General features: G+C 63.4%; 23 protein-coding genes. 9 read left to right on the forward strand and 14 right to left on the reverse strand.

Annotated features, from left to right (window positions below; genetic code table 11):
- Positions 1-195: 195 nt before the first annotated feature.
- On the reverse strand, positions 196-705 hold the full coding sequence (locus tag THI_RS06365) for a MaoC family dehydratase (RefSeq protein WP_013105416.1): 510 nt from the start codon (positions 703-705) through the stop codon (positions 196-198).
- A gap of 212 nt (positions 706-917) precedes the next feature.
- Here THI_RS06365 and THI_RS06370 point away from each other — a divergent pair, with 212 nt between their 5' ends.
- The 3 genes from THI_RS06370 (at position 918) to THI_RS06380 (ending at position 2,809) form a co-directional block, all read left to right on the forward strand.
- Positions 918-1,961, forward strand: coding sequence for a DUF3034 family protein (locus tag THI_RS06370; RefSeq protein WP_013105417.1), 1,044 nt, complete (start codon positions 918-920; stop codon positions 1,959-1,961).
- A 27-nt stretch (positions 1,962-1,988) separates the two neighbouring features.
- Complete coding sequence (locus THI_RS06375) at positions 1,989-2,444, forward strand: group I truncated hemoglobin (protein WP_013105418.1); 456 nt, start codon at positions 1,989-1,991, stop codon at positions 2,442-2,444.
- A gap of 71 nt (positions 2,445-2,515) precedes the next feature.
- Positions 2,516-2,809 (forward strand): high-potential iron-sulfur protein, encoded by a 294-nt coding sequence (locus tag THI_RS06380; protein WP_013105419.1) that lies wholly within the window; start codon positions 2,516-2,518, stop codon positions 2,807-2,809.
- A 74-nt stretch (positions 2,810-2,883) separates the two neighbouring features.
- On the opposite strand, the gene efp is transcribed toward THI_RS06380, so the two are convergent.
- The gene (gene efp, locus THI_RS06385) at positions 2,884-3,438 is read right to left on the reverse strand and encodes an elongation factor P (RefSeq protein ID WP_013105420.1); all 555 of its coding nucleotides are present in this window, start codon (positions 3,436-3,438) and stop codon (positions 2,884-2,886) included.
- Between the two features lie 35 nt (positions 3,439-3,473).
- On the reverse strand, positions 3,474-4,640 hold the full coding sequence (gene earP / locus THI_RS06390; protein WP_013105421.1) for an elongation factor P maturation arginine rhamnosyltransferase EarP: 1,167 nt from the start codon (positions 4,638-4,640) through the stop codon (positions 3,474-3,476).
- A 130-nt stretch (positions 4,641-4,770) separates the two neighbouring features.
- Here earP and THI_RS06395 point away from each other — a divergent pair, with 130 nt between their 5' ends.
- Positions 4,771-5,328 carry a uracil-DNA glycosylase gene (locus THI_RS06395; protein WP_231836414.1) on the forward strand — a complete coding sequence of 186 codons (558 nt, stop codon included), beginning with the start codon at positions 4,771-4,773 and terminating at the stop codon, positions 5,326-5,328.
- A 5-nt stretch (positions 5,329-5,333) separates the two neighbouring features.
- Complete coding sequence (uvrC, locus tag THI_RS06400; RefSeq protein WP_013105423.1) at positions 5,334-7,277, forward strand: excinuclease ABC subunit UvrC; 1,944 nt, start codon at positions 5,334-5,336, stop codon at positions 7,275-7,277.
- 20 nt (positions 7,278-7,297) lie between these two features.
- On the opposite strand, the gene THI_RS06405 is transcribed toward uvrC, so the two are convergent.
- Complete coding sequence (locus THI_RS06405) at positions 7,298-7,789, reverse strand: hypothetical protein (protein ID WP_013105424.1); 492 nt, start codon at positions 7,787-7,789, stop codon at positions 7,298-7,300.
- A gap of 505 nt (positions 7,790-8,294) precedes the next feature.
- Here THI_RS06405 and THI_RS06410 point away from each other — a divergent pair.
- The 3 genes from THI_RS06410 to THI_RS06420 are packed head-to-tail and all read left to right on the forward strand — an operon-like array spanning position 8,295 to position 11,376.
- Positions 8,295-9,776: a cytochrome ubiquinol oxidase subunit I gene (locus THI_RS06410; protein WP_013105426.1), complete on the forward strand. Its 1,482-nt coding sequence runs from the start codon at positions 8,295-8,297 to the stop codon at positions 9,774-9,776.
- A 4-nt stretch (positions 9,777-9,780) separates the two neighbouring features.
- The gene (locus tag THI_RS06415; RefSeq protein WP_013105427.1) at positions 9,781-11,025 is read left to right on the forward strand and encodes a hypothetical protein; all 1,245 of its coding nucleotides are present in this window, start codon (positions 9,781-9,783) and stop codon (positions 11,023-11,025) included.
- 30 nt (positions 11,026-11,055) lie between these two features.
- Entirely contained in the window at positions 11,056-11,376 is a 321-nt protein-coding gene (locus tag THI_RS06420; protein WP_013105428.1) for a c-type cytochrome, read from the forward strand.
- Here the strand turns inward: THI_RS06420 and THI_RS06425 are convergent.
- The 10 genes from THI_RS06425 to THI_RS06470 form a co-directional block, all read right to left on the reverse strand.
- Positions 11,357-12,946 (reverse strand): efflux transporter outer membrane subunit, encoded by a 1,590-nt coding sequence (locus tag THI_RS06425; protein ID WP_050986031.1) that lies wholly within the window; start codon positions 12,944-12,946, stop codon positions 11,357-11,359. The two genes, THI_RS06420 and THI_RS06425, sit on opposite strands and share 20 nt — an antisense overlap.
- Before the next feature lie 17 nt (positions 12,947-12,963).
- On the reverse strand, positions 12,964-13,281 hold the full coding sequence (locus tag THI_RS06430) for a TehB family protein (protein WP_013105430.1): 318 nt from the start codon (positions 13,279-13,281) through the stop codon (positions 12,964-12,966).
- A 23-nt stretch (positions 13,282-13,304) separates the two neighbouring features.
- Complete coding sequence (locus THI_RS06435; RefSeq protein WP_013105431.1) at positions 13,305-14,015, reverse strand: ABC transporter ATP-binding protein; 711 nt, start codon at positions 14,013-14,015, stop codon at positions 13,305-13,307.
- 2 nt (positions 14,016-14,017) lie between these two features.
- On the reverse strand, positions 14,018-15,232 hold the full coding sequence (locus THI_RS06440; protein ID WP_013105432.1) for an ABC transporter permease: 1,215 nt from the start codon (positions 15,230-15,232) through the stop codon (positions 14,018-14,020).
- On the reverse strand, positions 15,229-16,377 hold the full coding sequence (locus THI_RS06445; RefSeq protein WP_013105433.1) for an efflux RND transporter periplasmic adaptor subunit: 1,149 nt from the start codon (positions 16,375-16,377) through the stop codon (positions 15,229-15,231). Before THI_RS06445 ends, THI_RS06440 begins: the two co-directional genes overlap by 4 nt.
- A complete protein-coding gene (locus THI_RS06450; protein ID WP_013105434.1) occupies positions 16,374-16,982 on the reverse strand; it encodes a TetR/AcrR family transcriptional regulator in 609 nt (202 codons plus the stop codon). The genes THI_RS06445 and THI_RS06450 overlap by 4 nt, the downstream gene beginning before the upstream one ends.
- A 115-nt stretch (positions 16,983-17,097) precedes the next feature.
- Positions 17,098-17,727, reverse strand: a complete 630-nt coding sequence (locus THI_RS06455) for a DUF2202 domain-containing protein (RefSeq protein ID WP_013105435.1) — start codon at positions 17,725-17,727, stop codon at positions 17,098-17,100.
- Between the two features lie 26 nt (positions 17,728-17,753).
- Complete coding sequence (locus THI_RS06460; RefSeq protein WP_013105436.1) at positions 17,754-18,443, reverse strand: DUF2202 domain-containing protein; 690 nt, start codon at positions 18,441-18,443, stop codon at positions 17,754-17,756.
- Between the two features lie 18 nt (positions 18,444-18,461).
- On the reverse strand, positions 18,462-18,776 hold the full coding sequence (locus tag THI_RS06465; protein WP_013105437.1) for a hypothetical protein: 315 nt from the start codon (positions 18,774-18,776) through the stop codon (positions 18,462-18,464).
- A gap of 30 nt (positions 18,777-18,806) precedes the next feature.
- Positions 18,807-19,277 carry a hypothetical protein gene (locus tag THI_RS06470; protein WP_013105438.1) on the reverse strand — a complete coding sequence of 157 codons (471 nt, stop codon included), beginning with the start codon at positions 19,275-19,277 and terminating at the stop codon, positions 18,807-18,809.
- Positions 19,278-19,400: 123 nt separating this feature from the next.
- Between THI_RS06470 and THI_RS06475 the strand changes: the two genes are divergently transcribed.
- Complete coding sequence (locus THI_RS06475; protein WP_013105439.1) at positions 19,401-20,138, forward strand: response regulator; 738 nt, start codon at positions 19,401-19,403, stop codon at positions 20,136-20,138.
- Position 20,139: the final 1 nt, after the last annotated feature.

Genomic DNA, 20,139 nt, shown 5'->3' on the forward strand with positions numbered 1-20,139 from the left:
AGGGCTGACAAACCCTCCTAGCCACGAAAAATTGACACACATCATTGAAACCGTGTGCGCCAAGCGCGGCTCGAATGGTAGGTCGCTCGTATGTCAGCAACTTGCCGGGGCCGGATCAGCAAGCAATTTTCCGGCCATCTGGCTGCCACACAGCGCGGCGACGCTGCGGCCTACTCCAGCGCGCTCGCCTGACGATCAGGGTTGCGCGCCAGCCTCTGGGCCCTCGGCGCCTGGTGCGCGCCGTTTGAACATGCCCCAGCCCTTCATGCTCAGCACGCAGTCATCGTGTTGATTGAAAAGCTCCCACTGCGACTGCACCAGCCCGACGTCGGGCTTGCTGCGCATGGGGCGCGCGGCCAGCACCGTCATGCGAAGGCGCAGCCGATCGCCCGGGTGGACGGGCTTCAACCAGCGCAATTCGTCGATGCCGGGCGAGCCCAGGCTGGTCGAACGCAGCAGGTAGGCGTCGCACATCAGCCGCATCGCCATGCTGCAGGTATGCCAGCCGCTGGCAGCGAGCCCGCCGAAAAGGGAGTTTTTGGCCGCTTCATCGTCGACGTGGAAAGGTTGCGGGTCGAACTGGCGGGCGAAGTCGAGCACGGCTTCTCGGCTGACCAGGGTGCTGCCGCAGTCGCGCATGGCCCCTGCGGGAAAGTCTTCCCAATGCAACAGATCGGATTCGGGTGGGATGGGCGAAGTGTTCATGGCCGGATGCTAAACGCACTCCAAAAGTCGTGCAGCGCGAGTTAGACGCAAATAGTTACATATCTCTTGGTGTTTTATTCGATTTTTCTGAATCCGCCGCCTTCGTCGCGGCGTATCGCTCATATCGGAGACGAAAACCGGCTGGGGTCGGCTTGAGGCTGCGGTCATTTCACGCGCGTGGGATGGAACATCTGACCATAAGGAGCGAGACCATGAGTACACATCGTTGGAAGAGAACCCTCGCGGCCACAGCCGTGGCAGGGCTGGGGGTCTGGGGAATGAGCGCAGCACATGCGCAGGGCAGTCGGCTGCTGGCGACCAGCGGGGTCACCGAGGTGGGCGGCTCCACGGGGGGCGGTATCACCCCCTGGGCGGTAATTGCCGGGTATGACACAGGCGACGAGGTCGGCGGCTCGGTCACCGGCACTTACGTCACCGTGCCGAACTATGGGCTGACCACTCTGGGCGCGGCTGTGGGCATTCACAACCGCTTCGAGATCTCGGTGGCCCACGAGAATCTCAACGTCAATCTGGGCAGCTTGTCCAGTCTGGGTGTGCTGGGCAATCAGCCCGGTGGGTTGGGCTTGATCAACAGCGGCGGCGTAGCGCCAAGCATCAATCTGGGCAACCAGACCATCAGCATGGACGTGCTGGGGCTGAAGGCCCGGCTGTTTGGCGATGTGCTCTATACGCCCTATCCGCAGGTGTCCGTGGGCATCAAATACAAGAAAAACAACGATTTCAACAGCAACTTCTCTGGGCTGGGCCCGATCGGCATTCCGAAATTCTTTGGCGCCGCCAGCGATTCGGGTACCGATTTCTACGTCGCCGCGACCAAGGTATTCCTCAACGGCCTGTTCCATCGCGTCACGCTGGTCAACCTGACCTTGCGCGGCACCAAGGCCAACGCCATGGGTCTGCTGGGCTTCGGCACCAATGCCAACAACGGCATCGCCGGGGCGCTGGGAACCAAGAGCAACGACAGCTACCACGCCGAACTCGAGGGCTCGGCGGCGGTGTTCTTGCGCCCGGATGTGGCCGTGGGTGGCGAGTTCCGACAGCAACCCGACAACATGAAGTACCCGATCAATTCCAGCGCCACGGCCATCGGTTCGCCCGGCACGATGAAAGACGTGTTCATCGCCTACTTCCCGAACAAGAGCCTGTCGTTGACCGCCGCTTATGCCGATCTCGGCCCCTTGCCGTTCCAGGCCAGCAACAAAGGCTTCTACCTCTCGCTCAACGGCACGTTCTGATTTCTAACCCTTTCAGGAGAAACATCCATGAAACTGCAATCCCTCCCGCTGGCGCGCCATCTCGGCGGCGTCGCCCTGACCTGCGCGCTGGCATTTCCGGCGCTGGCGCATGCTCAGATGACCTCGGGTCAGACGCTATATGAACAGCTCGGCGGCAAACCGGCCATCACCAAGGTCGTGCACGACATGATCGTCAACGTTGCCGCCGACAATCGCATCAACCATTTCTTCGCCAAGACCAATATTCCGCATCTGCAGATGGAACTGGTCAATCAGGTGTGCGAAGGCACCGGCGGCCCGTGCAAGTACACCGGGCTGAATATGCGGCAGGCGCACAAAGGCATGAATCTGAGCACGGCCGATTTCAATGCCCTGGTCGAAGATCTGCAGAAGTCCATGGACAGCAATCACGTGCCCCTGGGGCTGCAGAACCAGTTGTTGGCGATTCTGGCGCCGATGGAGCCTCACGTCGTCCACCAATAAGGCGCATTGGCATCTGGTTTTGCGCAGGCTCGCGGGCCTCCGCTTCAGTATCGTGTCAAAGGAGATCACTCATGCATAACCCGAAATCGTCATTTCCCCTGACCAACCCCCAGCGGCGCAGTCTGTTGCGCCGCGGCGGCCTGCTGCTCGCGGTGGTCGGCGCTGCGGCCATCGTGCCGGCACAGGCCGACGACGGCATGCTGAGCAAGGCAGCCGTGCACTATCAGGACATGCCGCACAGCGGCCAGCAGTGCAGCAACTGCGCCTACTTCATTCCGGGCTCATCGGCTACGGCCAGCGGGTCTTGCCGACTGGTTGCGGGAACCATCTTTCCGAACGGCTGGTGTCAGCGGTTCTCTTCCTAAGAAGGGCTGAATTGAAACAACAAAGCCGCCCTCGGGCGGCTTTGTCAATGTGAGCTGACCGGCTCGATCTGGCGTCAGACGCGGCTGCGATATTCGCCGGTGCGGGTGTCGATCTCGATCTTGTCGCCGGTGGCGACAAAAATGGGGACGGGCACTTCATAGCCGGTGGCGAGTTTGGCGGGCTTGAGCACCTTGCCGGAAGTGTCGCCCTTGATGGCGGGTTCGGTATAGATGATTTCGCGCACCACGGTCGTGGGCATTTCGACGGAGATGGCCTTGCCGTCGTAGAACACCACTTCGACGGACATGCCGTCTTCGAGGTAGTTCAGGCTGTCGCCCATATTGTCTTTTTCGACTTCGTATTGGTTGTAGTCGGCGTCCATGAAGACGTACATCGGGTCGGCGAAGTAAGAGTAAGTGCACTCTTTGCGCTCCAGCGTGACCGAGTCGATCTTGTCGTCGGCCTTGTAAACCACTTCGGTGCCGCCGCTGGTGAGCAGGTTCTTCAGTTTCATTTTGACCGTGGCGGCATTGCGGCCACCGCGGCTGTATTCGGTCTTTTGCACCACCATCGGGTTGTCGCCAACCATGATGACATTACCGGCGCGGATTTCTTGTGCGATCTTCATTGAACAGTCTGTGGGGTTTCAAATAAACGCTCATTCTACCGGGCGGGTGCAAGGGAGGGCCGATTGCTGGCGAGTTGCTGCACTTCATCGACCAGTTGACTGGCCAGATCAGCTTGGGTTTGCAGGCTGCGAGACCACTTGAGCGCATGGCGCTGCAAGGCGGGCAGGCTGCTCACAAACTCCAGCCAGGCGGGCGCCAGGTCGAGGCCCCGGTTCCAGGCGGTCCAGAAATGCACCACGGTGTCGCGCAGTTCGCTGTCGGCTTCATTGAGGTAGAGATCGAGGAAGGCATCCAGCTTGCGGTCGTGGGCGCTGTCTTCCTGTGGGTAGATGTGCCAGACGAAGGGCTTGGCTGCCCATTGCGCGCGGACGAAGGAATCTTCTCCCCGCACGATGCAGACGTCGGCCGCCCAGAGCAGTTCGTCGAAGCGTTGCTGCGGGATGTACGGCAGGGCGTAGATGCTCAGGCTGCCGCGCGAGGTGATCTGGCCGGTTTGCAGCGTCATGTCCAGCCAGGTGTTGATGGCCGTCATCACCGGGCCGGGGCAGACCCAGAGTGCCACCGGACGCTCGGAAGCGGCCATGGTGTGCAGCCAGCCATCGAGCCGCTGACGGGCATAGCTGAACAGCAGCACGGTAAGCGCATGGTCGGGCGGGGGCGGCAGGCCGAGGGCGCGCAGGGCGATGCGTTTGGCCGAGGGCTGCATCTGCCAGTTGTCGCGCTGCGAGATCAGGTTGGATTCGCGCAGCAGACCGCCGGATTTGTCGGTGAAGCCGGGGTAGTAGAAATACTTCATCAGCCCACCGCTTTGCGGCGAAGGCTTGAGGTGATGCAGGTCGACCCACTTTTCTGCGCTGAGGTGTTCGAGGTTCAGCCAGACGGGCTGGGGCGAGGCCTTGCCGATCTGCGCAATGAAGGCGTCGCTCAGGTGACAGCCGAACATTTCGACGACCACATCGCCCGGCGTGGCCTGGGCCTGCCGGGCCCAAGGCACAATCTGCACCCCGGCCAGGTTCTGCTCCGCAGCACGGAGCTGAACCTGCGGCGCAATATGGGCGAACGCCTTGAAGTCGTCCAGGAATAATCGCACCTGTTGCTGGTGCTCCGCGGCGAGTTGCCGAGCAAGTCGCCAAGTCACGCCGATATCGCCGAGGTTATCGACGACATGGCAAAACAAATCCCACCGATGTTGGACTTTCATGAATATGCAAGGTGACGACGCACCGCTTTCGAGCTCACTTTTTTATGATCCGCATTGTCGTCTGTGCCCACGACTAGCGGCCTTTTTACACCAAGTCAAACAAGATCATCCCGATTTTGCCTGTCTGCCGGTGCCGCCTTTGGGGCCGCTGGATGCGCCGCTGCTCATCGCGGGCCTGGCGCCAGGCCTGAAGGGGGCCAATGCCTCGGGGCGCCCGTTCACGGGAGATGGCGCCGGGCCGCTGCTGTTCGGCACGCTCACCGAACTGGGTCTGGCTTCGCGGCCCGTACCCGTGCGGATCGGCGATCACCCCTCGACGCTGCGGGCCGACGATGGCCTGCAACTGCACGGCTGCCGCATCAGCAACGCGGTGAAATGTCTGCCGCCTGAAAACAAGCCCTTGCCCGCGGAGATTCGCACCTGCAATCGATTCATCGCCGCAGAGATCACGGCCATGACGAATCTGCGGGTGATCGTCGCTCTGGGCAAGGTAGCGCACGACGCGGTGCTCATGGCGCTGGGGCAGAAAGCCTCCTCGGCCCGCTTCGCCCATGCCGCAGAGCATCGCTTGGGCGACTATATGCTGATCGACAGCTACCACTGCAGCCGCTACAACCAGAACACCGGCCGCTTGACCGCCTCGATGTTTCGCGCGGTGTTCGAGCAGGCCTTGCACCTTGTGAACTGAGACTCATGGCATCCGATCCTTCACAACCGGAGCACAGCGCGGCGCTGCTGGCGCAGGTCGCGGCGTTGCCGCATCTGCCCGGCGTTTATCGCTACTTCGCGGCCGATGGCAGTCTGCTCTACGTGGGCAAGGCGCGCGATCTGCGCAAGCGCGTGTCGAGCTACTTCCAGAAAGATCATGGCGGCACGCGCATCGGGCTGATGGTGTCGCGCATTCATCGGCTCGACACCACGGTCACCCGCACCGAGGCCGAGGCGCTGCTGCTCGAAAACAACCTGATCAAGACGCAGCATCCGCGCTACAACATTCTGTTCCGCGACGACAAGTCTTACCCGTATTTGCAGATCACCACGGCGCACGAATACCCGCGCGTGGCGTATTACCGCGGTGCGACCGACCGCAAGCAGCAGTATTTCGGCCCCTATCCAAACGCCTGGTCGGTGAAGGAAAGCATCGCGGTGCTGCAAAAGGTGTTTCAGTTGCGCACTTGCGAGGACACGGTGTTTTCCAACCGCAGTCGGCCCTGCCTGCTGCACCAGATTCACCGCTGCACGGCGCCCTGCGTGGGCAAGATCAGCGCGGCGGACTATGCGCGCGACGTGCAGCATGCAGTGCGCTTTTTGCGTGGCGATCACGGGGTGGTGATGGGCGATCTGCAGTTGCAGATGCAGTCGCTCTCCGACGCGCTGCGTTTCGAGGAGGCCGCTGTGCTGCGCGACCAGATCGCCGCGCTCTCAGGCGTACTGCAGCAGCAAAGCATGGAAGTGGGCAGCGCCGAAGACGTGGACATCCTGGCCGTGGCGCTCAAGGGAGGTCGGGCCTGCGTCAACCTCGCCATGGTGCGCGGCGGTCGGCATCTGGGCGACCGGGCCTACTTTCCCAGCCAAGTTCAGGCGGCGTTGGAGTTGGGCGACGACCTGGCGGATGGCGTCGCCCCCGAACAGGGCGCTCCCGGCCAGGCCGCGCAGCGGGTGCTGCAGGCTTTTGTCGCGCAGCATTACCTGCAGATGGCGCCGCCGCCGGTTCTGGTGTGCGACTTGCCCGTCGAGCCGGAATTGCTCGATGCCCTGGGCGAACACGCTGGGCATCGCATGCAGCAGGTCACGCAGCCGCGCGGTCAGCGGCGCGACTGGCTGGAAATGGCACAAAAAGGCGCGCAGATCGCGCTGACACGCTTGCTCGCGGAAGAAGGCTCGCAGCGCGAGCGCACCTTTGCCTTGGCGCAGGCGCTTGGCCTGGGCGCCGAACAGGCCGAAGGCTTGCGCGCGGAATGCTTCGACATCAGCCATACCGCGGGCGAGGCCACGCAGGCGTCTTGCGTGGTGTACGCCGAACACGCCATGCAGCCGTCGCAATACCGGCGGTTTCGCATCAACGACATCACGCCGGGCGACGACTACGCCGCGATGCGCCAGGTGCTCACCCGGCGCTATAAGCGCGTTGCCGAGGCGCAGGCCCAGGGGGCGTTTGCTGCCGACGGCGAAACGCCTAGCGATGCACGCCTGCCCGATCTGGTGCTGGTCGATGGCGGTCGCGGGCAGGTGACCATGGCGCGCGAGGTGTTCACCGAGCTCGGTCTGGATCTCAGCGTGATCGTTGGCGTGGAAAAAGGCGAGGGCCGCAAGGTCGGTCTGGAGGAACTGGTGTTTGCCGACGGCCGCCCCAAGCTGACGCTACCGGCCGATAGCGCCGCCCTCATGCTGGTGGCGCAAATCCGCGACGAGGCGCACCGCTTTGCCATCACCGGCATGCGAGCGGCGCGCGCCAAGGTGCGCACGGGCGGTTCGCGGCTCGAAGACATTCCCGGCATCGGCCCCAAGCGCCGCGCCAAGCTGCTGGCGCGGTTTGGCGGCATTCGCGGCGTCGAGGCCGCCAGCGAAGACGACCTGATGACGGTGGACGGCATCTCTCGCGAACTCGCCCACCTGCTTTACAAGGCGCTGCACTAAAAAAGTGAGCGCATCGTGACTTATCGGGCTGCTGACTGGGTCGCGTGCGTTTTGTGCAGCGAGGCCTTGTATAACGCGACGACTTCCGTGAACTGCTCGGGGTTCAGCAGAGTGCGCATCCTGTCCACGCAGCCCGCGCGCATGGCCACCAGCGCGGCTTCCTGCTTGCCGATCTCTTCGATCAGGGCTTGACGCTCGGGGGTGTCGCCCATGCCATCCAACAGCGCAGCGCGCAGTTGCAGGCGGGTGTTGGCCAGCTTGTCTTCAGCGGCCTGGCGTTTGGCGGGTGCCGTCTTGAGCCATTGGGCAAACTGCTCTTGCTGGGCGGCATCGAGCTTGAGCGCTTTTTCGTGCTGTTTGATGATGGGAACCAGCGCGATGACCGGCTCGCCCAGGTCATAGGCGGGGCGTTCGGCTCGGGCGGACTGCATCGGGGCGACGAAGCCGAGTAAGGAACAGAGAAAGAACGCGGCTGCGCTGCGCTTGAAGCGTTGTTGGGTGGAAGTCAGCATGGCAATCTCCTATGGCTCTGTTGATGCAAAAGGCAGCACGTAAATATGAATGTAATCAGATGTATCAGATTGTCTGTTGATCTCACACAAAAACCGGAGTTGTGCGGCAAAGGGCCGCAGGTTTGTTCATCGATACGGTAAAAGCGCCTTGGGGGTATCCGTTGCGGTTGAAATTCCCCCCACCCCGAATTCCGAATTGATATAGATCAAGCGCCCGTTTTGTGCTGCCGCCGCTACGGCACGCAACCCGTCTAGGCTTCGCCCTGCCTGCATCAGGAGGGTGCGTTGCTGAAGCCTGAACTCCAGTGTGGTGAACCGTCGCGTGTGGATTAGCGGCGGCGCCAATCGGGGTCATTTCGGCCGGGCATTCAGGGTTTTCCCAGCGGCGTTTTGTCATCTTGTTCCCTGATCTATATCAGCGAATACTGATGTACGGATAGAAACCTGACGGCCAGCGGCGTCAAGACCGTGATCCACCGTCGACACATTGCTTGAAGGAGTTTGTATGTCTGAGTTGCTTGGCATTTACCCGACGTGGTACGTGCCCCAAATTGGCACGGCCTGGGTGATGGGCATCATCGGCACGATTCATGTGCTGGCGTCCAACACCTCGGTTGGCGCCGCTGTGTTGTTTGCCCTGCTGGAGAGCCGGTCGGTGCGTGAGAACAAGCCGGAAATCATGCAGTACATCAAGAAGTACGGCATGTTTCTGCTGGTGTTTTCGTACATCTGGGGCTCGGTCACCGGTCCTGGCATCTGGTATTCCACCACGGTTGCCAGCCCGCGCGGCATTTCCGCGCTGATCCACAATTTCGTCTGGGCCTGGGCCACCGAGTGGGTGTTTTTCACCGTGGAGGTGATCGGGGTTTACGCGCTGGTCTACACCATCGGCAAGATCGATCCGAAAACGCACCTGAAAATCACCTGGACATTCGTGGTGAGTTCTGTGGCCACGCTGGTGCTGATCATCGGCATCCTGTCGTTCATGATGTGGCCGGGCAGCGACCGCTGGTATCTCACCGGCTCGGTGTTCGATGCGTTCTACAACTTGAACTTTGCCGCGCAGCTTGCCGATCGGGGCTTCCTGATGCTCACCTCGGCCGCAGTGGTGGGTAGCATCATCGTCGCCGCCATCCCCAAAGGGGATCCGCTGCGGCGAGACGTGGGGCAGACCGTAGCCAGACTCGGTCTCACCGGTCTGATCGGCGGGGCGCTGTCATTCATGTGGTACGTCGCCACGCTGCCACCCAATGCGCTGGTCATCCTCAAGGACCGGATGCCGCATTGGTTTGGTTATGTCGATGTCCGCGTCACCACCTTCGTGCCGCTGATGGTCACGTCGCTGCTGATTGGCGCCTATCTGCTCTGGATCTATCTCAAGCCGCAAGCGGTGCGCGTGCCCTTGGCTGCAGCCATGGTGGTCATCCTGCTGGTCGCGGGAATCTGGCCGGAAGAACGCACCCGCGAAACCCTGCGCAAACCCTGGGTGGTGGGGCAATATATGTACTCCAACCAGACCATCGGGCGCGACGTGCCGGGCCTGGGCATCAAGGACGAAGTGCCCATCATCGCCAAAGAGGGTCTGCTCAAGGCGGCAGCCTTCGTGCCGGCCGATCTGCGGGTGATCACACCGCAGAACCAAATGGAGGCCGGGCGATTGCTGGCGGTGATGTCCTGCGCCAACTGCCATTCGATCAACAAGGACGGTCCGCTGCGCCCGTTGCCCAAGCTGCTGCACGGCACGACGGACGTGGCGATGATCCAGGGCTTCCTAGCCGGGCCGCTCGCTCATGGCACGGTGCCTTACATGCCCAAGATCGATCTGCCCGGTGACGAGCAAAAGGCCCTCGCCACCTTCCTGGCTGCCGTCAATGCCGGCACGGTGGACGCCGAGGGTCGTCTGATCGCTCGTGCGCCCATTGCGGCGCCGCTGCGCACCGCGGTGGCGCAAGCCGCTGATCAGCAACCTACCCAAGCAAAGGACTGACATCATGGATAACGCTTCCGTTTCCGCCATGCTGCACGCCTTGCAGGACCCGGCTGGTCTGCCAGCGCCTGCGTGGATTTTCCAGTATCTCAATGTGCTGACCTGGTCGTTTCACATCGCCTTCGTCAATCTGTCTCTAGGCTCGGGACTGCTGGCCATCATCGCTTTCATGCGCCGCCAGCAGCCCGCCTGGGCGCGGCTGTCGGTGGCGATGACCGGGGTGGCCAAGATCGCCGTGTCGATGGCCATCGTGCTGGGTGTGGCGCCGCTGCTGTTCACCCAGACGATTTATGACCCGTCCTGGTACACCAGCAATGTGCTGTCGGCATTCTGGGTGATCTTTTTCATCTTCACCCTGGGGATTGGCTACACCATGTGGTTCGTGTTCTATTTCAAGAACCACGACGTGTCGCATGCCGCCCAAGCCCCGGACACCACCGTGTGGTGGGCCACCGGCGCGCTCTCCCTGCTGATTTTCGACGGCTTCATCATGCATGTGCTGTCGTATCAGGGGCTGTTTCCGCAGAAGTGGATGCAGTGGTACGCCCCGCAAGGCGTGCCGGTGATGAACGGCATGGGCATTCACGCCTTCGAGTTGCCGCGCTTCGCGTTCTTCATCGTCATGTCGCTGACCATGACCGGGGTGTTTCTGCTGGGCTACGCACGCTATTTCCGCGCCCGAGACGACTTTCCCAGTGACTATCTGGACCTGGCGCACCGTATTGGCGTGAAGACCGCTTACTGGGGTGTGGCGCTGCAACTCATCACCGGCCTGCTCTGGGCCTGGGGGCTACCTGCCTACATGCAGGTGTTCACCCAGCCGCTGTTCTGGCTCACCCTGCTGCTGATCGTCGGCGTGGTGCTTTACGCGCGGCAAGTGCCCGTGGGGGGATCCGCCCTGCAGGCGTATTCAGCCATGGCGTTTTACGCCTTGATGGCCCTGGTTGTCTCGGTGGACCGCGAGGCGCTACGCGTGGCTTATCTGGCTCCATTCCACTACGACCTCGCCTCGAAACCGCACTACGAGTGGGGCGCAGTGGTCTGGTTCTTCGCCACTTTTGTCGCGGTGGGCGGCTCTCTCGTGGCGTTCTACACCACCATGCTGTGGAAAGCCGGCAAGGTCAAAGGGCTTTACACCGCAGATCGCACCGTATCCCGTCTGGGCGATGTGGCGGTCTGGATCAACTGGACCTGGATGGCCTCATTCTTCGCCATCGGCGTGTGGGCCTATGTGCGCAACATCCTTTGATGTGCGCCCCTGAATTTGGAACTCTCCATCATGACTCTTTTGAAATCTCTCTCCCTGACCGTCGCGGGCGTCTTGTTCACCGTCGGCATGGCCCAGGCCGCACCGTCGGCCGCGATCAGCGCCAAATTCGGCGTGTGCTTTGCCTGTCACGGCGTTGATGGTCATGCCATCCTGCCGACCTATCCCAACCTGGCGGGCCAGAACAAAGACTATCTGGTTCAGACCCTCAGGGAATTCCGCGACGGCAAGCGTCCCAATGATGTCATGGGGCCGATGGCCAAGCCACTGAGCAACAACGATATCGACGAAGTGGCGATGTACTTCGCCGACATCAAACCGGGGAAGAAGTAAGCCCAGCAGACGATGCGGCAGGCGCAGGCGCATGGGTTGGCGTCTGCACCCGCACCCGCACCCGCACCCGCACCCGCACCCGCACCCGCACCCGCACCCGCACCTGCACCTGTGTCTGTGGCTGCAGCCCGCCGCCCAGCGCCTGATAGAGCAGGGCGGTGTCGTTCAGGCGCGCAGCCTGCGCGGCGATTAGGCCGATGCGGGTCTGTTGTAGCTGTTGTTGCGCGGTGAGCAGTTGCAGCGCGCTGGCTGTGCCTAGCGCGTATTGCTGCTCCACCAGTTGCAGCGAAGTTTGCGCCCAGGCTTCGGCCGCGCTCTGTGCCTGCAAGGCTTGGGCGTCGTGTTCCAGCGAGCGCAGCACATCAGCCACCTGCCGCAAGCCTTGCAGTACAGTTTCGCGGTAGTTGGCGGCTGCAGCATCAAAGCCGGCCTCTGCAGCGCGTGCCTCGGCCTTCAGCCCGGGTTTGAACAAAGGCTGGGCCAACTGCCCGGCCACTCCCCAGATCAATGAACCACTGCCGAACAGACTGGCCGCGGTCAGCGCCTGGCTGCCCAGGTTCGCACTCAGAGTGAGCTGCGGGTATTGTTTGGACACCGTCACGCCGATCTGCGCGCTGGCGGCGTGCAGCAAGGCTTCGGCCGCGAGGATGTCGGGCCGCTGACGCACCAGCTCAGACGGCAGACTCAGCGGTAAATCGGCGGGCAGGTTGAAGTCGTCCAAGGTGAAACGCGGATTCTTCGCCGTGCCGGGTTCTTGCCCGCTGAGCACGGCCAGCAAATGGACCGCCTGGTCAGCGCTGTTGCGCAGCGGGGCGATGCTGGCGCGAGTTTGTTCCATCTGGGTTTGCAGCGTGGCGATGTCCGAGGCCGTGGCCACGCCGAGACGTTCGCGCGCGCGGGTGATTTCAAGCTGCTCCTGCTGCGTTGCCAGCATTTTCTGCAGTGCGTCGATCTGAGCGGCCAGCAGTGCCTGCTTCACGGCCGTGGCGACCACGGCTCCAGCCAGACTGAGTTGCGCAGAATCGAGCTGGTAACGCCGCCATTCGGTCTGTGCCGCCAGTGCTTCGAGCGCGCGACGGTTGCCGCCGGAAAGATCAAAGGCGTAGCTCACGCCAACCCCCGCGTTGTACAAGTCGTAGCGCCGCTCCCCGCCGGGTAGTCCCATGGCCGCGCTGTTGTTCTGCAAGGTCTGCGCCCCGAGCGTGGCGCTGACCTGTGGATAAAGGGTGGAGCCGCTTTGCGCGGCATAGGTTTCGCGCGCCTGTCGCAGCGTGGACTGCGCTGCGGCGATGGTCGGGCTGTGCTGCAGAGACTGCACGACCAGGGCGTCGAGCTTGGGTGAAGCAAATGCCTTCCACCACATTGCGGCCACGGGTTGACCCGCGATGAACTGCTGCGCGCCACCCAGCTCGCCGGGCGTCGAAGCCGTGCGGGCGGGCGGCTTACCGCTGGTGTACGACATGGCCTGTGGAGCGGGCGGCGTTTTGAAATCCGGCCCAGCGGCGCAGCCTGCCAGCAAGGCACAGACGATGAGCGGCCAGGGCCGCGGAGCGTGGGGAATCAAAGGCATCAAAGGCGCGGTACGCATCATGCAGGGCTTTCGGCAGAGGGTTGGGTCACATCGGGATGGGCATGAAACTCGACATAAAAGCGCACCGGGCCGATGGGGGCCACTTCATGCGGTACGGTCGGCTCGACGATGCCGGGTTTGTCGGGCGTGAGCAGATGTCGTTCGGGCACGGTTGCGAGAATGCGGTATTCCAGCAAGCCCTGGGTGACGTGGATCACGCCCCAGACGCCGGGTTTGGTGGTGTGTTCCTTGAGCAGGCCCTTGGGTATCGTGGATTCGGTGAACTCGGGCGTGCGGCGGTAGGGGCGCACATCTGCGGGTAGGTTTTTCAACATGGGAGAACTCCTTCCTATGCGGTTCAGTCGAAGCCCCGTCCTTCGCCGGCTTCCTCGTGGGTCACGCCGTCGCGGATGTGATAGATGCGCTTGAAGGTGGGGATGATCTTTTCGTCGTGGGTGACGACGATGATGGCGGTCTGGTAGCGCTTGGCCATGTCGCCCAGGATGCGGATCACCGCCAGCGCGCGCACGCTGTCGAGCGGCGCAGTGGGCTCATCGGCGAGGATCACCGGCGGACGGTTGACCAGGCCGCGGGCGATGGCCACGCGCTGCTGCTCGCCGCCGGAGAGCTGCGAGGGCATGGCCTTGGCGCGGTGCTGCACGTCGAGCGCGGTGAGCAGTTCCAGCGCACGCTGGCGCGCTTTGCCGTTGGGTTCGCCAGCGAGCATGGGCAGCAGCGCGACGTTGTCGGTGACGTCGAGGAAGGGAATGAGATACGGCGCCTGGAACACGAAGCCGATCTTGTCGCGGCGCAGGGCGCGCAGGTCGCGAATCTTCCAGCCGTCGTCGTAGATCACCTCGTTGCCCAGAGTCATGCGCCCGGCGGTCGGCTCGATCACCGCGCCCAGACACTTCAGCAGGGTGCTCTTGCCCGAGCCCGAGGGGCCGACCAGCCCGACCACTTCACCCGGCGCGACCTCCATGTCCACGCCCTTGAGCGCGTCCACCGCGGTGTCGCCGCTGCCGTAGCGCTTTTTCAGGCCTTCGATGCGGATGCCTCTGCCTGTCATGGTCAACCTCCGATCGCTTCGGCCGGGTCGACCTTGAGCGCCATGCGGATGGCCACCAGGCTGGCCAGCGCGCAAATCACCATCACCGCGAAGAACCCGGCGATGGAGTCGCCCGGCATGAGCAGCACGAACTTGGGAAACAGCGGCGCGGCGAAGGTGGCGGTGATCTTGCCCACGGCGAAGCCGATCAGGCCCAGCGCCAGCGCCTGCTGCATGATCATGGCGGCGATGGTGCGGTTGCGCGTGCCGATGAGCTTGAGCACCGCGATTTCGCGGATCTTGTCCATGGTGAGCGTATAGATGATGAAGGCGACGATGGCGGCGCTGACGATGGCCAGGATGACCATGAACATGCCGATCTGCTTGGCCGCCGTGGCGATGAGCTTGTTGACCAGAATGTCTTGCATCTGCGCGCGGGTGAACACGGTCAGGCGTTTCCAGCGCCGGATGGGCGCGGCCACTTCGTCGGCGGTATAGCCGGGCTTGATGCGCACCAGCACGGCATTGACATAGTTATTGGTGCTTTGCGAGGCGATGATGGCGTCAAGCAGCCCGGGCACACCGGGGCGGTTGAACGCCGGGTTCTCGGCGGTACGGCGGCGCTGCTGCAGGATGGCCTCGTTGTCCTTCAGGAACTGCGCCTGCTGCGCATCCTTGAGCGGAATGAACACCATCGGGTCGCCGTTGGAAGAGACCATGCGCCGCGTCAGCCCGACCACGGTGTAGCGATTGCGGCGGATCTGCAGGGTGTCGCCCAGTTTGAAGCCGCTGGCGATGTCGGCCACCGCCTCGTAATGGCTGCGGGTGATCTGCCGTCCGGCCACCAGATACGGCGGCCAGCCCGCGCTGCCGGGGCCGTCGGGGGCGATGCCCACCACCATGGCGCGCACATCGCGCGGCTCGCCGTGATTCGCAGCGCGCACCTGCATGGTGAGGTAGGTGATGTTGTTGGCGCTGGCCACGCCGGGCATGGCGGCGATGCCGCGCCAGGTGTCGTCATACAGACTGGACGATTCGGCGTAAGGCCCCTGCGTGTCTTTCTGCACCACCCACAGATCGGCGCCGCTGTTGTCGAGCAGCACCATGGCATCGTCGATCATGCCGCGGTACACCCCGGCCATGACCAGGGTGACGCCGATCAGCAGCCCCAGGCCGATGCCGGTGAACACGAACTTGCCCCAGGCATGCAGAATGTCGCGTCCGGCCAGGCTGATCATGGCGAGACTCCGGGAATGCGGTCGACGATGCTGATGTGGCTGCGCGCGCTGAGTGTGCGCTGGCTGTAGACCACCACGCGCTCGCCGGTCTTCAGGCCCTCGACCTGGACGTGCCCGTCGAGATCGCGGCCCAGCACCTTGACGCGGGCGAATTGCAGCTTGTCGCCTTCGACGCGCCACACGCCGAGCTGGTCGTCCACGCGCTGCAGACTGGCGTTGGGCACGGTCGGACGCGCCGGTAATGCGGGCAGGGCGACAGTGATATCGGCCAGCTCACCGATCGGCGGCAGCGGCTGCGGCAAGGGGGTGAACGCAATCTTGGCCAGGGTCTCCTCAGTCACCGCGTCAGCCACGGGATCGACCCGCAGCACCCGCCCGGCCAGAGTCTGGTTCGAGCGAGAACGCAGCACGATGCGCGCCGGCAGATCGGCGGCCAGGCCGGTGGCCGTGAGCTGGTCGAAGCGGGTGTCGATCCACAGGCTATCGGGCGCGATCAGTTCGACCACCGGGGCGCCGGCGACGACCGTCGATCCGGGGTCGGCGTCGCGCGCGGTGACCAAGCCGGCAGTGGGCGAAACCAGCTTGAGGTTGCTGCGCTGGGCCTGCAGCGCGGCGAGGTCGGCGCGGGCGCGCTCGACCGCATCCTGCGCCGCCTGCAGCGCGGCTTCGGCCGACTGCAGTTCCTGCTGGCGGGTGGCGAGCAATTCCTCGGTGGTGCCGTGTGCGGCAAGCAACTGGGCATAGCGTGTCGCCTGCGTCCGGGCGAAATCGCGCTGGGTCTGCGCCTGGCGCAACTGCGCCTGGGTGCTCAGCAAGGCCGCCCGTTGCGAGCGGATGCGCTCGTCTAGATCCACCGGGTCCATTTCGCCGAGCACCTGGCCGGCACGCACCCGGTCGCCGACATGGACATCAAGACTTTTGACCCGTCCGGCCACGGTCGGACCAACCAGGGTGGTGTAGCGCGCCTGCACCGTGCCGATGCCGAACAGCGCCGGGTTGATCGCATGGCTTTCAACCGTGGTCACGGTAACAGGCACCGCTGCCAGCGGGCCGGTGCGCAGCGCTACATAGCCCAGCAGCAAGACGAGAGGAATCAGCACCGTCAGCAACAGCAGGGTGCGGCGATTGAGGGCGGAGAAATTCATTTTGTGCTCCCGATACAGCGGCGATACAGCGCAAACGCACCGGGCGCCGCGCTGCGGATGTGTTCTGGTTCGCCAGACAGCAGGGTCTGCATCACCAGACCTTGTATGGCCCCGACGAACATGGCGGCGGCCGCGTCGGGCTCGATGTCCTGGCTCAATTCGCCGCGCTGTTGTCCTTTGACGATGAGTTGGCGTACGCGCTTGCCGTAGGCGGCCAGCAGCGTGCGGGCCGCGCGTTTTGCCGCCGTGTCCTCGGCGCGCTGGAGTTCACCGAACAACATGCGCGGCACGCCCGGGTGCTCGGCCACGAAGGCGGCATGCGTGAGGAATACCGCCTCCAGCGCATCGAGCGCGCTGTCGTGGCTGGCGATGGCGCGATCGACCCGGGCCATCAGCCGCGTGGCGACCCATTGCATCACCGCTTCCCAGATGGCGTCTTTGGTGGGGAAGTGACGGAACAGCGCGCCCTGCGTCAGCCCCATGTGCTGGGCGATGGCGCTGGTCGTGATGTCGCTCGGATTACGTTGCGCGGCCAGTTCGATGACGGATTCGACCGTGGCCTCGCGGCGTTCTTCGGCAGGCAGATGCGGGGGACGAGTATTCAATTTGAGCGCAGAATTAAAGTAAGTAAGTGAATACTAACATCGCACATCGCAGAAAAGCACACCCAGGTCGATGCTGATGACACCCGGTGTGCTTTGTCGGGGAGGGCGACTCGGGTCAGACCCGGCCGGTCTCTTTCGGGCTGTTGATGATGGCGTCAAACTCGGCCTGCGTGATGTACTGCGGTGTGTAGCTGACGCCTGCCGCGGTCAACTGCGAGACGAAGGAGCGCAGATGATTGCGCGATCCCTTCAGTAGATTCATGTAAACCAGCTTGACGTCTGGGTTGTCGGTCTGCGCGATACGCTCGTTGAGGTCTTTGATGTCCAGATCCTCGATGGCGGCGCCAACCTGCAGCGCCGCATTCAGCGAGGTCTGCCCATGGCTCATCAGCGCGTTGAACAGGGTCTGCAGTTCGGGATCGACGAACACCCCCGTGCCGGTATGCGAGGCGGGGTCGGGCAATTTATAGCGGGTGATCAGAGTGCCCACGGCGTCCATGTGCTGCTGCTCGCTGGCCGCGATGTTGTTGAAAATGGGCCATCCCCACTGGGTGTAGAGCAGTTGATAGACATCGCGGGCGAGTTTTTCTTCTTCACGCATGAACACGATGCTGGCGGCTTCAGTGTTGTCGAGGGTGCGGGTGCTATCGCCGCCGCTGCGGCCATTGCCAGCAAAGGCCGCGGTGACCATCAGCGCGCCGCCCAGGGCGAGAATGGCTTTGGAAAAGTAGGTGGGGGTTTTCATCGGTTCGAAGTCTGTGATGGAAGGAATCAAATCGCGCCGGTTTCTGTCGGGCTGTTGATGATGGCGTCAAACTCGGCCTGTGTGATGTACTGCGGCGTGTAGGTCACGCCTTGCTTGGTCAGTTGCGAGATGAAGGCGCGCATGTGGTTGCGCGAGCCCTTCATCAATTCGTTGAACACCAGGGCGATGTCGGCGTTGTCGGTGGCGGCGATGCGCGTCTGCAGGTCCTGAATATCCAGGTCTTCGATCGTCGCCCCCACGGTGAGCGCGGCGATCAGTGAAGTCTGGCCTTGCGCCATCAGGGCGTTGAACAACTCCTGCACGTGCGGATCCTGGAACACGCCGGTTGCCGTTGCGGCCGCAGGATCGGGCAGGTTGTAGCGCGTCAGCAGTAGCGCCACGGCGTCCATGTGCTGCTGCTCGCTGGCCGCAATATTGCTGAACACCTTCTGTCCCCACTGCGTGTAGAGCAGTTGATAGACGTCCCGCGCGAGTTTTTCTTCTTCGCGCATGAACACCAGTGCGCTGGCTTCGGTGGCCGAAAGATCCGACGGGGGGAGGGCGTCGAGCTGCGTGCTGAGCGCGGCGGTGGCCGTGGCGGAGGTCGCGTCGGTGCTCGCTGGTGTTGCGGCGACGGTGGAATCGCCACCGCCGCAGCCGGTGAGAGCCAGCACCGCAGCGCCGAGGGTGGTGTTGAGAAAAGTTCGGCGTTGCATGTTTGGGTTCTCCGAGGGTTAGTTCGTCGTGGTGACAGGGGCCGCAGGGGCCGGTTTCAGCGACGGATCCTGGATGCGCTGCCGGTCGCGCTGCTGCAGCTTCTGGCCCTGACCAGCGCCCTGTGCGGTGCCACTGTTCTGATTCATGTTGCGATGCTGGTACTGGTGTTGCTGCATCTGGCCGGTTCCGGCGCCCGCTGCGGCTCCGGCACCCATGCCACCGCTCATACCGCCACCCATACCGCCACCCCCCATACCGGCGGCAAAAACGGAACCTGCAGCCCCCATGGCCACGGCAGCGGCCAGAAGACGAAGAGAAGTGCGTTGTTTCATGATGAACTCCTTGAAGTTGAAAAACGTGAATCAGCGTCGACCACGCCCACTGCCTTGTCCGCCCGCATGAGCCCCGCCACCGGCTCCGGCGCCGCCACCCGCAGCAGCGCCAGCCGCCGCAGGTCTTGCGGGAGAGCCGACGGCCAGCCCGGCCATGGCTGCCGCACGCTCCATGCGGCGCTCATAGCCCGTGCCGAAAGGGGCCTCGTTCCCATGCGGTGCTTGCAGGGCCGACAAACCCGTAGCTGCTCCGGCAACCGGGCTGTGCAGCGATTTGCCCGCCTGGGCCGCCGCACCGGCTTCGGCCTGCCGCGCCTGATCAGCGGCGACTTGTCGTGTGGCATCGAACAAGGCTCCCGCGCTCAGAGGCTTCTGCTGCGCCTGAGCCGTCGCCAAGCCCGCGAGGCTCAGACCGAGACCGACGGTCAGGCGGAGGCAAGAATGAGCGAAAGCGTGCATGGCGGTACGGACAAGGCAGTGGTTGTGGTCGATGGGGGACATGTTTCGATGGCGAGGTTGCGCCTGGATGTCTTGCACGAGGCGTTGTATTCCCTTGCGTATCACTTTGTTTCACTCCATGTCGGCAAACGCCGCCAGCCCCTTGGAAGTCCTAGACTTCGGGCCATGAATTCACCTGCTCCCAGTCAGCGCATTCTGGTGGTCGATGACGACCCGGAATTGCGCGCCATGCTGCGTGATTACCTCACGGGCAATGGCTTTGCGGTCGATCTGGCTGCTCATGGCGACGCCATGCGCGCCTGTCTGGCGCAGCAAATGCCGCACGCCGTCATCCTCGACTTGATGCTGCCCGGCGAGGACGGGCTGGCGCTGGCGCGTGAACTGCGGCGCAGCAGTGATCTGCCCATCCTCATGCTTTCGGCACGCGGCGAAGAGATTGACCGGGTGATCGGACTGGAGGTCGGTGCCGATGACTATCTGCCCAAACCTTTCAGCCCCCGCGAGCTGCTGGCCCGTCTGCGCGCCTTGTTGCGCCGGGCGCAGCCGACCTCTGCGGGGGATTTGCCGCCCGCGTCCAAACCGGCAGAACAGGCGGTGAGGTTCGGCCCCTTCTTGCTCGATGCCGCGGCGTTTCGCTTGCTGCGTGACGGGCAGGATGTGGGATTGAGCGTGGCCGAGTTCACCTTGTTGCAGGCCATGGTCGCGCATCCCAACCGCGTGCTCAGCCGCGATCAACTCATCGACTGGCTCAAAGGCTATGAGCGCGATGCCTTCGATCGCAGCATCGACGTGCGCGTCGCTCGCCTGCGTCGCAAGATCGAAGATGATCCGGCCCATCCCGTTTACGTTCGCACCATCCGGGGGCAGGGTTACCTGTTCAATCCGTCAGGCGTAGGCGCCTGAC

The organism is Thiomonas arsenitoxydans (genome assembly GCF_000253115.1).
Taxonomy (GTDB): domain Bacteria; phylum Pseudomonadota; class Gammaproteobacteria; order Burkholderiales; family Burkholderiaceae_C; genus Thiomonas; species Thiomonas arsenitoxydans.

Coding starts and splice junctions, on each gene's coding strand:
- uvrC (WP_013105423.1), top strand. CDS start 5,334: ATGGCATCCGATCCTTCACAACCGGAGCACAGCGCGGCGCTGCTGGCG.
- THI_RS06440 (WP_013105432.1), bottom strand. CDS start 15,232: ATGATCAGCCTGGCCGGACGCGACATTCTGCATGCCTGGGGCAAGTTC.
- efp (WP_013105420.1), bottom strand. CDS start 3,438: ATGAAGATCGCACAAGAAATCCGCGCCGGTAATGTCATCATGGTTGGC.
- THI_RS06370 (WP_013105417.1), top strand. CDS start 918: ATGAGTACACATCGTTGGAAGAGAACCCTCGCGGCCACAGCCGTGGCA.
- THI_RS06380 (WP_013105419.1), top strand. CDS start 2,516: ATGCATAACCCGAAATCGTCATTTCCCCTGACCAACCCCCAGCGGCGC.
- THI_RS06445 (WP_013105433.1), bottom strand. CDS start 16,377: ATGAATTTCTCCGCCCTCAATCGCCGCACCCTGCTGTTGCTGACGGTG.
- THI_RS06425 (WP_050986031.1), bottom strand. CDS start 12,946: ATGCCTTTGATTCCCCACGCTCCGCGGCCCTGGCCGCTCATCGTCTGT.
- THI_RS06475 (WP_013105439.1), top strand. CDS start 19,401: ATGAATTCACCTGCTCCCAGTCAGCGCATTCTGGTGGTCGATGACGAC.
- THI_RS06465 (WP_013105437.1), bottom strand. CDS start 18,776: ATGAAACAACGCACTTCTCTTCGTCTTCTGGCCGCTGCCGTGGCCATG.
- THI_RS06375 (WP_013105418.1), top strand. CDS start 1,989: ATGAAACTGCAATCCCTCCCGCTGGCGCGCCATCTCGGCGGCGTCGCC.
- THI_RS06420 (WP_013105428.1), top strand. CDS start 11,056: ATGACTCTTTTGAAATCTCTCTCCCTGACCGTCGCGGGCGTCTTGTTC.
- THI_RS06460 (WP_013105436.1), bottom strand. CDS start 18,443: ATGCAACGCCGAACTTTTCTCAACACCACCCTCGGCGCTGCGGTGCTG.
- THI_RS06365 (WP_013105416.1), bottom strand. CDS start 705: ATGAACACTTCGCCCATCCCACCCGAATCCGATCTGTTGCATTGGGAA.
- THI_RS06435 (WP_013105431.1), bottom strand. CDS start 14,015: ATGACAGGCAGAGGCATCCGCATCGAAGGCCTGAAAAAGCGCTACGGC.
- THI_RS06430 (WP_013105430.1), bottom strand. CDS start 13,281: ATGTTGAAAAACCTACCCGCAGATGTGCGCCCCTACCGCCGCACGCCC.
- THI_RS06410 (WP_013105426.1), top strand. CDS start 8,295: ATGTCTGAGTTGCTTGGCATTTACCCGACGTGGTACGTGCCCCAAATT.
- THI_RS06470 (WP_013105438.1), bottom strand. CDS start 19,277: ATGTCCCCCATCGACCACAACCACTGCCTTGTCCGTACCGCCATGCAC.
- earP (WP_013105421.1), bottom strand. CDS start 4,640: ATGAAAGTCCAACATCGGTGGGATTTGTTTTGCCATGTCGTCGATAAC.
- THI_RS06415 (WP_013105427.1), top strand. CDS start 9,781: ATGGATAACGCTTCCGTTTCCGCCATGCTGCACGCCTTGCAGGACCCG.
- THI_RS06455 (WP_013105435.1), bottom strand. CDS start 17,727: ATGAAAACCCCCACCTACTTTTCCAAAGCCATTCTCGCCCTGGGCGGC.
- THI_RS06405 (WP_013105424.1), bottom strand. CDS start 7,789: ATGCTGACTTCCACCCAACAACGCTTCAAGCGCAGCGCAGCCGCGTTC.